This is a genomic window from Microcoleus sp. Pol11C3 (assembly GCF_036701485.1).
In the GTDB taxonomy this organism is placed as follows: Bacteria; Cyanobacteriota; Cyanobacteriia; order Cyanobacteriales; family Microcoleaceae; genus Microcoleus.
This window is the reverse complement of sequence record NZ_JAUBQW010000081.1, coordinates 16498-29957: the sequence shown is the minus strand read 5'-3', so window position 1 is coordinate 29957 and position 13460 is coordinate 16498. Positions and strand designations below refer to the sequence as shown.

At 43.8% G+C, this 13460-nt stretch carries 6 protein-coding genes and 1 pseudogene; 1 reads left to right on the top strand and 6 read right to left on the bottom strand.

What is annotated here, in order from left to right; translation table 11 throughout:
• Positions 1 to 128: 128 nt before the first annotated feature.
• From QUA40_RS18250 to QUA40_RS18240, 3 genes and pseudogenes are all read right to left on the bottom strand, one after another.
• Complete coding sequence (locus QUA40_RS18250; RefSeq protein ID WP_333128293.1) at positions 129 to 2123, bottom strand: bifunctional serine/threonine-protein kinase/formylglycine-generating enzyme family protein; 1995 nt, start codon at positions 2121 to 2123, stop codon at positions 129 to 131.
• Positions 2124 to 2602: 479 nt separating this feature from the next.
• Positions 2603 to 3040: pseudogene (locus QUA40_RS18245) on the bottom strand (ester cyclase); the annotation flags it as partial.
• Positions 3041 to 3474: 434 nt separating this feature from the next.
• Positions 3475 to 3690: a hypothetical protein gene (locus tag QUA40_RS18240; RefSeq protein ID WP_333128291.1), complete on the bottom strand. Its 216-nt coding sequence runs from the start codon at positions 3688 to 3690 to the stop codon at positions 3475 to 3477.
• 440 nt (positions 3691 to 4130) lie between these two features.
• On the opposite strand from QUA40_RS18240, the gene QUA40_RS18235 reads away from it, so the two are divergent.
• Positions 4131 to 9842: an AAA family ATPase gene (locus QUA40_RS18235; protein ID WP_333128289.1), complete on the top strand. Its 5712-nt coding sequence runs from the start codon at positions 4131 to 4133 to the stop codon at positions 9840 to 9842.
• On the opposite strand, the gene QUA40_RS18230 is transcribed toward QUA40_RS18235, so the two are convergent.
• From QUA40_RS18230 to QUA40_RS18220, 3 genes are read right to left on the bottom strand one after another with little or no spacing between them, the layout of a single operon-like run.
• Positions 9812 to 10015, bottom strand: coding sequence for a hypothetical protein (locus QUA40_RS18230; protein WP_333128288.1), 204 nt, complete (start codon positions 10013 to 10015; stop codon positions 9812 to 9814). The two genes, QUA40_RS18235 and QUA40_RS18230, sit on opposite strands and share 31 nt — an antisense overlap.
• Positions 10016 to 10072: 57 nt before the next feature.
• Positions 10073 to 11821 (bottom strand): ATP-binding protein, encoded by a 1749-nt coding sequence (locus tag QUA40_RS18225; RefSeq protein WP_333128286.1) that lies wholly within the window; start codon positions 11819 to 11821, stop codon positions 10073 to 10075.
• Complete coding sequence (locus QUA40_RS18220; RefSeq protein ID WP_333128284.1) at positions 11818 to 12870, bottom strand: ABC transporter substrate-binding protein; 1053 nt, start codon at positions 12868 to 12870, stop codon at positions 11818 to 11820. Before QUA40_RS18220 ends, QUA40_RS18225 begins: the two co-directional genes overlap by 4 nt.
• Positions 12871 to 13460: the final 590 nt, after the last annotated feature.

Sequence of the window (13460 nt, the reverse complement as noted above, 5' to 3'; positions counted from 1 at the left end):
GAGAACCTTTTTTCTTTGAGCTACCTCCGAAAATCCCCTTGACAACTGGCTTTGAGCCTTAACTTGTCACCAATGGGGGAACCGTAGAGGCATTTCAAGATAGGAGAAGGAATGCCTACAATTGGAGTCTAAACAACAGAAAGAACCACTCGAAAACCCACAATACTAGCCTTACAATCCGGCTGATATCTGAGGCGACACGCGCTGCGACAATTCGGAGGATGATCGTTCCAAGAACCCCCCCGCAACAACCTCAGCGAAGAGTCCCCGTCAGACTCCCAAACGCTACCATCTGCAGGCGCACCGTTATAATTATTGTGCCAAGAATCCGCGCACCATTCCCAAACATTTCCGTGGAAATCGTACAATCCAAAAGCATTAGGTTTAAAACTGCCAACATCTGTCGTTTGAAAGCGATAAACTCCTTTCGGCGCATCAGCGTAATTAGAATTTCCGTTGTAATTGGCTAACTCGCTGGTAATCGTTTCCCCAAAGTGAAACGGCCCCGTAGTTTGCCCCCGGCAAGCATATTCCCATTGGGCTTCGCTAGGCAAGCGATAATTCTTACCCGTTTTACGAGAAAGTCGATCGCAAAACTCCACAGCCTCGTACCAAGATACATTTTCTACAGGTCGATTTGCACCTTTAAAACGGGCAGCATCGGGATTGAGAAATATTTTAATTTGCGGCAGGGCTGCAACTGCTGTCCACTGGGCCTGAGTGACTGGAAATTTGCTAATATAGAAAGATCCTAAAGTTACTTGGTGCTGCGGTTTTTCGTCGCTGTCACCCCGATCGTTTGGGGAACCCATGAGGAAATTACCGCCCCGAACAGATACCATTTCCAGCACTGTACTGCTACCGAGATGTTCTTCAAAAAAACGCGCTTTTCCACTATTAAAATTAGTTTGCTTCCCGCGCTTGTCTACTGTCACCACCTGAAATTCAAAAGTGCTTTTGACAGTAGTAATTCTTTGCGAGGTCTGGTTCAGAGGCAGATTGGTATTGGGTTTTTCCCTGGGATTGACAGAGATATTGCTATTGACTTGCCCGCTTTGATTGAGCGGGAAATTGATAGCAAGTTGTCCTCCCTTTATCCGAAAAGAATTTAGAGCAAGTTGTCCTCCATTGACACAATGGGGTTGGGGAGGTAAAGAATAGAGATTTAAAGCTTTGATTACTTCATCAGCCGATTGATATCTATTTTTGAGATAATCTTCAATTAACTTATCTAAAATTTTTGTCAACTCGCTGCTGACTTTTGTGCCGGCTGGCAACCGTTCTCTCCAAATCCAGCCACCGTTTATCGGATCGTAAAGGTCATCGGAACCGTCAACTTTTGGCAAACATTGAGTTAGCAGTCTCACGCAAGTTATTCCCAAACTGTACAAATCGCTTCCGGGGAAAACTTGACCGCGCATTTGTTCTACAGGCGAATATCCGGGCGTTCCTACCGTCGTGCCTACTTTGCTCATCAGGGAGCCCGTCACTTGTTTGGAAATGCCGAAATCTATCAAAACTAACTCTCCCCGCCCTCCCCTTCGGAAAGCTGAATTCCGAAAATTTCCCGCCTTTGGCAGGGAGGAGCTAACAGAGGTGCGACGCCGCATGATATTCTCAAGTTTGATGTCTCGGTGAATTACGTGGCGATCGTGCACAAATTTCAAAATCGGCAGTACATCTGCGAGTAACTGCCAAATTTTTTCTTCGCTAAAAACACCCTGCTGAGTTAATTCGGCTAGTAAAGTTTGCCCCTCAATCAACTCTTGTACTAAATAAAGTCGCTTGTCTTGTTCAAAATAAGCAATTAATCGAGGAATTTGGGGATGTTCACCGAGTTCGTAAAGTCGTTTCGCTTCTTCCTTAAACAATTGTGCGGCTTTTTCAAGTGCTGAGGTTCCTTGAAATTGGGGTACAAACTGCTTAATTACGCAGGGATCGTCCATGCGATCGGTATCTACCGCTTCATAAGTTCTGCCAAATCCCCCTTCGCCCAACAGTCGAATCACGCGGTAGCGGTTTCTGAATAGAGAGTTGAGCTCGGACTGGCCGCAACTTTGACAAAATTTAGAGTTGTCGGGATTGAAAGGATGAGGACACCTGGGATTAGAACAGTAGAACATATCTGGGAAGAAATGATCCGGTTAAGGTTATGATATATCTTTTTGGCTTCCTCATGGAGCAGTAAAAATTTGCAAGCTGTTCTGCATTTAAATTTAAGCTTTCAGGCGGGCAGGATGTTAAGCTTTGTCGAGGCGGGATCTCCTGCCCACCCCAGAAGAGTTATAAGAAATCGATTTGAAGATAAAAAATAGTAGCTCGATCGACATCCGTAGCATTTAGTATTAAATCAAACACTGTATAATTATCTGGCTAATGTTGTGAAGCCGGCATCGACATATCGATCCACAAGTAATTTGGAAGTATTAGGTATTGCGATCGCTCTTCGGCGCGTTTGGGCTAACCGGACTGCGACAACCATTGCAACTCAACAGATAATTCATGCTTAGTTCCGGTGACGGCACAATGTGTTACGCGGCGATCGCGACGTAACTGTTACCATGACTTGTTCTGCCACTGTCAACTACAAGCTCTGACAATCTTATTTCTGGGCGGATTTCTTAAACAGTTTGGACGCAGCACCTCTCAAAATGTGCGGTAGTAACTTTGGGCCCGGCAAGAACACAATCCCTAACTGCTGCATTAATCCAAGTGCATCACCCTGCCCCCAATACTCCGCGATTTTGCCGTTCTCAACCCGATCGATGTGCATAATCGCCAAGCTGATTTGTTTGCCCGTTGGCGGGAGACTCTGAAATTCTCCAAGGTGTGTTGCTGTGAAGGTTCCGCACGTCACTACTTTATCGCCTGCAACCAGAACCTCATCAAAAACGTGTTTACCCTGACTGAAAGCTAGATAAAATGACATCCCGAACTGCTTGAACCCCTCCCCGTCCAATGGCTCCGGGATTCCCGCCATGCGAGCAATAAAATTCGGCGCTAGAAGCTCTAAGGCTTGTTCCATTTTGCGATCGTCGAACGCTTTGTAGAACTAGAGAACGATTTTTTTGTTTTGGTCACTCAGCATACATAATTTTGTTTTGAACTAAATTGTAACGCGACTTACGCTCGTTCGATCGCCCAATCAAAGCTCGCACTCTTGGCAGAACAATAATGCTAGAAATTAAGAGAGCGATCGCACCGAATAGAAAAGCAATTGAATGCTATCCCCTCATTTTCCAACAGTATTTAAATCGCTTCACGTAGGTTTGCTTGTAGCTTGTCTAAAGTTTATCCTTGAGAATGCGCTCTCTTAGAAACCTGTAATATAGGCTACATAATATAAAGCTGTGTCAGCATCTTTCTGAACCAGCGCAGTGAAGATTCTCATAAAATTAAATTCAAACAGCTTGACTTTTAAGCAAAATCTAATAGAATTAAGTTTAGCCTATCTATCAACAGCCCTAAGTAAAACTACTTAAAAACACACTCCATGACACCACCTAGAGATGCCACAACGTTATATCCAATAGGGATACCCAAGAGTCTAGCATTTGGATGTTTCGCACTCAGGTAATCAGCCGCGTGTAAACCATTTTCATCAACTTTAGAGTCGCCTGTTTCTATTTCAAAGATGACCATCTTGCCAATATTCTCTTCTAATTCAATTTTTGGGGAGGCTGATATCATACAAATGTTTCGCATGACGCGAATGCTCGCGCCCGGTCCCAGTGCTGCAAATATGTTGTAGTAGGATGTATAATCCTAAGTTGCAATAATTCATGCTGAAACAGGTAAGCTAGTAGGATGTAAAAAACCTAAGTTCTGACCACTTTAAGTATCTATGCGGAGTACAGCGAGAGACCTTTAAACAGATGATTGAGGTAGTGCGATCGGATAATTTATGTGGATGCGCCTTTTTACTTTTCCAACTCCAGAAGAAGTATTATAGTTAAATATCCGACCCTGATTCACTTCAGCATTGAATGAGCGGAGAAAATATTGCCACTTGCTAAGAAGCTGATTCCCTGCTCCTTTAATTTTTCCCTACAGGCGATCGAACCTCGCTGTCTCAGGTTCCCATCCATCAATTCCACACCCGAATAATAGGACTCATTGAAAAAACAAATATGAAAAACACTCTTCTGCCCGGTTACAAACTCTTATCGTTGCCCCTTCATGAAGGCGTCAATACAGTCATTTATCGAGGAGTTAAGGTATCGGAGCAAACTCAGGTCATAGTAAAAACCCTTAAAGCCGAGTATCCCACAATAGAAGAAATCACGCGGTTGAGGCATGAATATAAAATCCTCAAAACTCTGGACATAGCCGGGATTATCAAAGCTTACTCTTTAGAAAAGCATAATAACGGTCTGGCGCTGATATTAGAAGATTTTGAAGGGGACTCCCTGAAAAACCTAATGGCAACTAAACACCTTGCAATAAGCGAATTTTTGACTCTAGCAATTCATCTTGCCGAAACTCTAGCTCAACTGCATGAAAATAAGATTATTCATAAAGATATTAAACCGCAGAATATCATTATCAATTTTAAAACCAATCAAATTAAAATCATCGATTTTAGCATTTCCACGTACTTAGAGCGAGAAAACCAGATTCTCAGCAGTCCCAACTTGCTAGAAGGCACTCTCGCCTATATGTCCCCAGAGCAAACTGGGCGGATGAATCGCTCAATTGACTACCGCACCGACTTTTACTCATTAGGTGTCACCTTTTATGAAATTCTGACGGGAAAGCTACCACATCAAGCCACCGACATCCTAGAATTAATTCACTGCCATATCGCTAAAAGACCAGTGCCGCCCCATCATCAAATCGGTGAAATTCCCGAAGCGATTTCTGACATTGTAATGAAATTATTAGCCAAAACTGCGGAAGATAGATACCAAAGCGCCCTGGGACTAAAAGCTGACCTAGAAATGTGCCAGCATCAACTGCAAACGCAGGGAAAAATTGACAACTTTCCAATCGGTAATCGCGATAAGTTTGGACAATTTCTCATCCCCCAAAAACTCTATGGTCGTGAGCAAGAAGTAGCCACTTTGATGGCAGCATTTGAGCGAGTCTCCGGCGGAACCAGCGAAATGATGCTAGTGAGCGGTTACTCAGGGATTGGCAAATCTTCCTTAGTGAATGAAGTTCAAAAACCGATTGTCAGGCAGCGCGGCTATTTTATCTCCGGTAAATTTGACCAATTCAAGCGAAATATTCCTTATGCTTCTTTGATTCAAGCTTTCGCCGGCTTGATGCGGCATCTGTTAACAGAAAGTTCGGAAAAACTAGCGATTTGGAAAGAGCAACTGTTAGAAGCTTTAGGCTCCAATGGCCAAGTCATAGTAGATGTCATTCCCGAAGTGGAACTGATTGTCGGTATTCAAGAAGCTGTTCCCCAATTAGGGCCATCTGAAACCGAGAATCGCTTTAATCGGGTATTTAAAGAATTCATTCATGTATTTACTAAACCCTCACACCCGCTCGTCGTCTTTTTGGATGACTTACAGTGGGCAGATTCGGCATCGCTCAAGTTGATTCATCTGCTCATTTGTGACCCGGACAGCCAGTATTTACTCCTGATGGGAGCCTATCGAGATAACGAAGTTAGTCCGACGCATCCGTTGATGCTGACGTTGGACGAGATTCAAAAAAATGGGGCGGTTGTAAATAATATCACCCTCCGTCCTTTGGATATTGGCAACGTCAGCTTGCTGGTAGCAGATACCCTGAATGAGTCTTCCGCTCCGAGAAACCGGGTTTCTGAATTGTCCGAGCTACTTTTCAATAAAACCCAGGGCAATCCTTTCTTCTTGACTCAGATGTTCGCTACTCTGTACCAAGATAAGTTATTGACTTTTGAATTCAGTGCCGGGTGCTGGCAGTGGTCATTAAACGAAATTCAAGCGGTAGGCATCACCGATTATAATGTCGTCGAACTGATTGCCAGAAATATTCAAAAACTCTCCGACGAGACGCAGGGTGTCTTAAAGTTAGCCGCCTGTATTGGAGACAGATTTAATTTAGAAGTTCTGGCAATTGTCAATGAAAAATCTCAGTCGGAAACGGCGGCTGATTTCTGGGAAGCACTTCAGGCTGGCTTGGTTTTGCCTCTGAGCGAAGCCTACAAAATCCCTCTCGTTTTTACCTCCGATGAAATGAGCAGGGAAGTAAAGGAGAGAATATCTCCAGATTCTCCTCTGCTATCATCCTCACCTGCCCCTTTGCCTTACAGCCATCACGCGCCTATCGCTTACAAATTTCTCCATGACCGGGTACAACAAGCGGCGTATTATCTCATTCCGGAATTTCAGAAACAACAGACTCACTTTAAAATTGGTGAACTGCTACTAGAGCATACTCCAGCAGAGGAGATAGAAGAAAATATCTTTGAGATTGTCAATCAGTTAAATGTTGGGGCTGACTTCATCACCAATCAGGCAAAAAAAGATCGTCTAGCCCGATTAAATTTAATAGCTGGTCGAAAAGCCAAAGCAGCGTCAGCTTATGAAGCTGCTGTCACGCAACTAAGAGTAGGGTTAGAACTCTTGGCAGAAAACAGTTGGCAGACTAACTACGATCTGACACTAGCACTCTATGTAGAAGCGGTGGAAGCAGAATATATTAATACCAATTACGAAAAGTCAGCAATTCTTGCTGAAGTTGTTCTGCAACAAGCTACCTCCCTGCTCGAAAAAGTGAAAGTATACGAGCTACAAATCCAGTTTTATATGGCTCAACATCAGATGTTAAAAGCCATTGATACTGGGCTGCAAGTGCTGGATATGCTTGGTGTTTCCTTGTCAAATGACGAGGGTAACGGGGGTTTTGTGGTTGAGTTGCCAGATATCGCAGACTTAGACAATCTCCCAGAGATGACAGACCCTTACAAAATAGCGGCTTTAAGTATACTGACTTCTCTTATTTCTCCTGCTCTTGCTGCTAATCCCGCAATTTTGCTCCCAGTTGCAGTGACTTTGGTTAAAATCTGCATGGAGCATGGCTATTCCTCTATTGCTGCTTTTGCGTATGCTTTTTATAGTTTAATACTGTGTTCCCTAATAGGGGATATAGATGCCGGATATCAGTCTGGTAATTTTGCATTAAAGTTGTTGAATAAATTTAATGCCAACTCGCTTAAATGTAGAGTTAATCAATTAATTTATGGCTTTGTTATACACTGGAAAGAGCCAGCCAAACAAGCTTTAGTCCCCTTACTGTCAGCGTTTCAAAGTGGACTGGAAACTGGAGATATAGAATATGCCGGTTATTGTGTTACGGTCTATTGTGCGAGCATATTTTTGACTGGCGAACGATTAGACATTGTAGAAGAGGAACAAGAGCAATATCTTGATTTAGCGCTCAAACTAAAACAAGACTATTCTATCTATTACATCCAGATATTTCACCAATTGACGCTAAATCTTCAAAATGAATCGGAGGCAAAATATCAGTTGATCGGCAAAAGTTTTAATGAAACACAAATGTTGCCTGTTTTTATTGAAACTAACAATACAATTTTGCTGTTTATTACTTATCTAGCCAAGACAATTCTATTATATCTCTTTAAAGAACCAAAGAATGCCGTTGCCAATGCCAGTTTAGCCGCCGAACACGCAGTCAGCGTGATGGGAATGGTAGTTAGTGCTCCTCACAATTTCTATTATTCCCTCGCTCTACTCGCTGTTTATCCTCAAGCTTCAGACGCCGAACAACAACAATACATCAGCTTAGTTGAAGCTAATCAAGAAAAAATGCAGAAATGGGCATTTCATGCCCCGTCTAACTTCCAGCATAAGTACGAGTTAGTGGAGGCGGAGAAAGCGCGGGTATTGGGTAAAATTGGCAAAGCGATGGAGTATTATGACGCCAGCATTCAAGGAGCCAGAGAACAGGGATACATTCAGGAAGAAGCCCTAGCTAATGAACGCGCAGCCGAGTTTTATTTTTCTCGCGGCCGGGAGAAGATAGCGGAGATTTATTTGACGGATGCTTACTATGGCTATATTCGCTGGGGAGCGAAGGCAAAAGTGCAGGATTTATCAGAAGAATATCCTGAATTCTTCTGGCGAATACTGACTAAAGAAGCCCCCAGCTTCGACGTATCACGAACCACTAGCGCGACGACTACGGGGAGTTTTGTGGCACTGGATTTCGCCTCTGTGATGAAATTTTCTCAAGCCATTTCTGGCGAACTTGTTCTGGAAAGTCTGCTTTCTAAGTTATTGAAAATTGCGATTGAGAATGCTGGGGCTGAAAAAAGCTACTTAATTTTAGAAAAAGATGGTCAACTGGTGGTAGAAGGGACGGCAAGCATAGATAATAATGAGGTAGTAGTGCTGCCATCCACACCAAGACAAACTACTCAAATATTGCCGTTTTCTCTCCTCAATTATGTGGCTAGAACTCAGGAAAATGTGGTATTAAATGATGCAAGTCAGGAGGGAATTTTTACCAGGGATAGCTATATCGTTAACGCTCAACCAAAGTCTGTTTTATGTATGCCGATCGTCCAGAAAGGAAAGCTCATTGGTCTGCTTTACTTGGAAAATAATCTGACAAGAAGTGCGTTTACTGCCGATCGCCTGGAAGTTTTAACCGCGATCTGTTCTCAAGCGGCGATTTCCCTGGAAAATGCTCGACTCTATGCCAATTTGTCTGAGGCGACTGACAACCTGAAACAAGCCAATGAGCAATTAGAAGATTACAGCCGGACTTTAGAACATAAAGTGGAAGAGAGGACTCAGGAATTACAGGAAAAAAATCTGCTGCTGAGCCAGGAAATTCGCGATCGCGTGCAGATAGAGCAAGCTCTGCGACAATCAGAAGCGCTATTAAAAAAACAAGCCGAACAACTAGAGCTTTCTTTCCAAGAACTCAAGCGCACCCAGACTCAGCTCATTCAGACTGAAAAAATGTCCTCTCTGGGACAGATGGTGGCAGGGGTTGCCCACGAAATCAATAACCCGATTAACTTCATATATGGCAACCTGACTCACGTGAGGACATACAGTGAAAACATACTAGGACTGGTGAAACTCTATCAGGAACAATACCCCCATCCCACAGCAACGATTGTTGAGGATATTGAGGAAATCGAATTAGAGTTTTTGATGGAAGACTTACCCAAAGTGCTCGATTCGATGAAGGTGGGGGCAGACCGAATTCGCGAAATAGTCCTCTCTCTGCGAAACTTCTCGCGACTGGATGAAGCGGAAATGAAAGAGGTCGATATCCATGAGGGCATCGATAACACCCTACTGATTTTGCAGCACCGACTGCAAGCCAAATTAGACCAGTCTGCTATTCAAATAATTAAAGAGTACGGCCCGCTGCCGCTGGTGGAGTGCTATGCCGGCCAACTGAACCAGGTGTTTGTAAATTTACTGGCGAATGCGATTGACACTCTCAATGACCAAAGGGGGCCGCGCACGATCGCGATTCGCACCTCTGTGGGGTATGCGGACGAAGAAAAATCCCCGATTTCCAATCCCCCCGTTGCCGAAAGCTCTACAGTTTCTTCGGCTGAGGTGGATTCCCACAACCTCGCCCCCACCCGGAAAGCTGCCCCATTTGTTGTGATTCGCATTTGCGACAATGGCCCGGGTATGACAGAGGAAGTGAGGGGACGGCTGTTCGACCCATTCTTCACGACGAAACCCGTAGGGAAGGGCACCGGTTTGGGGCTGTCAATCAGCTACCAGATTGTGGTAGAAAAACACCGTGGACAGTTGAAGTGTGTTTCTCATCCCGGTCAGGGAGCAGAGTTCATCATTCAGATTCCTATTAGACAGGACTATCAAAAATTGGCTTTGCAAAGCCAAACCTGATGAGTTGTTGTTGTTGGTATTTCTTGTAGTCCTAAAGAGATAATGATACAGCGGTTCCCGCTGTAAGTAGCGTAGGTTTTACCAGTAGTATGGCCACCACAAATAATTGTTAGGTCGCCAAGGGTCAATTCTGCTTGCTTTAAAACACCAAGATTTTTGACTTTGACTTTCATCAATATTTGGCTAAAATGACAATTTACGATTTCATTTTACAGTATTAGAAGCATTAATTATACCGAAACTTTCCCCAGAGTCAACTCCTGCTGCTTAACAGGAATACAAATCTCAAACTCCGTGCCTTTTTCTGGCGTTGAAAAACACCTCAGCGTCCCACCATGTTTTTCAGTAATAATCTGATAACTAATCGCCATTCCCATTCCGGTTCCCTTCCCTACAGGCTTTGTTGTAAAAAATGGATTGAATATCTGTGTTTGAATTGATTCTGGAATTCCATTGCCATTATCGGCGATCGCAATTTTAACCCACTGGGAATATACCACCGAGGTACAAATTTTAATACAACATGGGTGCTTCTCGATCGAGCAAGCTACCCGTTGAATATTTATTTCTTCCAGTGCATCAATAGCGTTTGCCAAAACATTCATAAATACTTGGTTAAGTTGTCCGGCATAACACACAACTAGCGGTAAATCACCATAGTCTCGAATGACTTTAATTTCTGGATGTTCTAGTCGCGCTTTGAGACGATGTTGCAAAATTAACAGCGTGCTATCAATTCCTTCATGGATATCAACTTCTTTAAATTCTGACTCATCCATTCGGGAAAAATTCCGGAGTGACAGCACAATCTGGCGAATGCGATCGGTACCAATTCTCATTGAACTCAAAATTTTAGGTAAATCATCTTGCAAAAAATCCAGATCAATATTTTCTGCTTCTTTCTCAATTTCCCCAATTGGGTTTGGATAATGCTTTTGATATAAGTGTACCAAATTTAATATACTGTCAGCATAATATTGTACATGAATTAGATTGCTATGAATGAAGCCGACCGGATTGTTAATTTCATGGGCTACTCCTGCAACTAATTGCCCCAGAGATGAGATTTTTTCTGTCTGAATCAGTTGGGTTTGCGTTCGTTTTAAAGTCTCAATTGCCTGCTCAAGCTGCTGAGATTTGTCTCGTTCTCTGGCTTCGCTATCGCGTAATGTGACTTCTATTTGTTTCCGTTGAGCTATTTCTGCGGTGAGTTGCTCGTGGATTTCCAATTGTCGGAATACTTCTTCAAATGTGCTGGCCAAAAATTGAATTTCGTTAGCGGGAATCGTCTTTGGCATAGGAAAGATGCCAGTTTTTTTACTGTGGGAAACTGCTTCTGTCAAGTCCCGCAAGGGTTGCAATACATTCTTCTGAAGGAGTATCCCCATGATTAACAAAATTGTGATGATGCCAACTAGCAATAACAATGTTGAGGTAATGAAAGTTCTGTCGGCCGCTTGCTTCATTTGGTTGAGATCGAGTAGCGCGATCGCCACTCCCCGTCGTTGAGATGTGCCAAATAAGGTACTGCTAAAAGGCAGAATTTGTGCGATCGCAGGCTTGCCATCTAGTACGATATCGTAGGTGACTTCGACGCTTGTGGTTGCCGCTTGGTCGATCGCTTGCGCCAGTTGCGGATAGATCGAAGTGTAGGGCTGATTAGTAGTATTCTGAGGACTGCGGGCGATCGCCATTCCAGATGGATCGACAATCGCAATTTCCAGCACACCGGGCATCGTAGCAAAATTTTGCACAACCCGTCGCAGAATGCTTTTATTCTCTAACTCTAGTAAGCCTTCTGTAGAAAACTCTAGAGATTGTGTAATCGATTGAGCCCGGTTATGAACTTGCGTTTCTAAGTCAGACTGCATCAGCCGATAGTTGAGTCCGAGGGTTGCCAGTCCAACAGTGGTGATCGACAACCCAACGCTAACTAGCAAGCGCTGGGACAAACTATGGGGACGCAGCCATTTGGTCATAATTGCCACTCCTTGATCGCTGTAGTTACGAGCTCAGTATTAATCTCCACATCCTGACGCGGTATCCGTCCGGCACGGGGGTCAGATTTTAATAGTTCAGCCATTTGAGCGATCGCCTCTGGCAACCTACCAGACAGCAACATTTTCTGCTGCATGGCAATGTCACCCTTTTTCAGACCAGCGTAATCTTTAGCAAAAGCCTCACCCTTCTGTCCCAGGTTTTGAGCAACTTTTTGAAACACTTGATTAGGCTTTGTTTCCACCGCCCTCATAATATCAAACCAAGCCATAATAAATTTATTCAGTTCAGCTTTTTTCTGGCGAATAATAGTTGACCGAGAAACCAAAGTATCAATAACTAAACTATCAACTTCCTGAGTGGTAAAAATAATATTCCCCTTGATTGCTTGGGCAGTTTCACCTAGAAGCGGTTGCCAGATAACGGCGGCATCTAAACGTCCCTGCTGCATCAAATCAACCGCTGTTTCGTTAGAAATATCTTCAATCTTGACCTCTTCGGGTTTAATCTGGTGCAACTTGAGGGCTTCCAATAAAATCAGATGATTCACTGTTCCGAGTTTCGCTCCGACTCTTTTACCACGAAGGTTTGCCACTGACTTGATTACAGGTTGAGCAACAATACCATCAGCCCCATGAGAAATATTTGTTACCATCAGCACCGCAGGCTTGTCCCTACCCGAATCAGACTCCACCACATCCCACAAAGAGACAAAAGTCGCGTCTAGAGTACCGCGCAGCATAGCGCGAGTCGAATCTTGTTGATTCTCAAATCGAATGAGTTGCACGTCCAATCCGCGCTGTTTGAATAAGCCTGCTTCCTGAGCATAAAGTACAATATCAAATCCTGCCCAACTGGTGATGCCAACGCGCAAAGGAGCTAGTTGCTGTGGTGCAAGGCTACAAGCATTCACAATCAGGCTAACCGCCAGTGTCAAAACGCAGAGGACACTGAGCGATCGCCATTTCCTTAAGGTCAGCCAACACCTACGCAATAATTGTCTAGTCCCGGTCTGAGCTTTGCCAGTCATCTATGCAGCCTCCACGCTCTTGTTCGTCGATAATAGCAAGAACTTTTGTGGATGTCATTCCCTGAAAAAACGCCCAAAACAAATGTAAAATAGAACTCTTCTCCTCGCTTATAATTCATTACCAAATCTAACCAAAATCAAGAAATCGTCACTGATTCCCGCACATAAGAATTCCCCGATTCATCGGCAGGCAAATATAGTTAGAACTTCTACACAAGGCCGATATTGCGATGCGAATCGCTTCCGGGAGTTGAGGGGTTCGTTGCTCTGGCGGTTCCGGGGACGCTGCAATCAACGGTTCATTCACAGAGGAAAATTCCGTCCAATATCGCGATCGGTAACGATATCAGCCGGATGAGTATGCTTGCCAGCCTCAACGAATTCCCCCCAACCCCATTTTTAAACTGGATTGGGGGGTTTTCTTGCTATCTTTTTTGCCTATTAGAGCGCGATCGAATCAAAACTTGCTCGGTGCGATCGCCCTTGACAAAGATCGCACTCTCCGTATAACAATAAGGATAGAAATTAAGAGAGCGATCGCACCGAATTGAAGAGCGATCGACCAAATGGTAATTTTAAAGTATTGGGTA

What these genes read in the sequence shown, in the direction of transcription:
- QUA40_RS18250 (WP_333128293.1), bottom strand. Translation starts at nt 2,123, where the DNA reads ATGTTCTACTGTTCTAATCCCAGGTGTCCTCATCCTTTCAATCCCGAC.
- QUA40_RS18240 (WP_333128291.1), bottom strand. Translation starts at nt 3,690, where the DNA reads ATGATATCAGCCTCCCCAAAAATTGAATTAGAAGAGAATATTGGCAAG.
- QUA40_RS18235 (WP_333128289.1), top strand. Translation starts at nt 4,131, where the DNA reads ATGAAAAACACTCTTCTGCCCGGTTACAAACTCTTATCGTTGCCCCTT.
- QUA40_RS18230 (WP_333128288.1), bottom strand. Translation starts at nt 10,015, where the DNA reads ATGAAAGTCAAAGTCAAAAATCTTGGTGTTTTAAAGCAAGCAGAATTG.
- QUA40_RS18225 (WP_333128286.1), bottom strand. Translation starts at nt 11,821, where the DNA reads ATGACCAAATGGCTGCGTCCCCATAGTTTGTCCCAGCGCTTGCTAGTT.
- QUA40_RS18220 (WP_333128284.1), bottom strand. Translation starts at nt 12,870, where the DNA reads ATGACTGGCAAAGCTCAGACCGGGACTAGACAATTATTGCGTAGGTGT.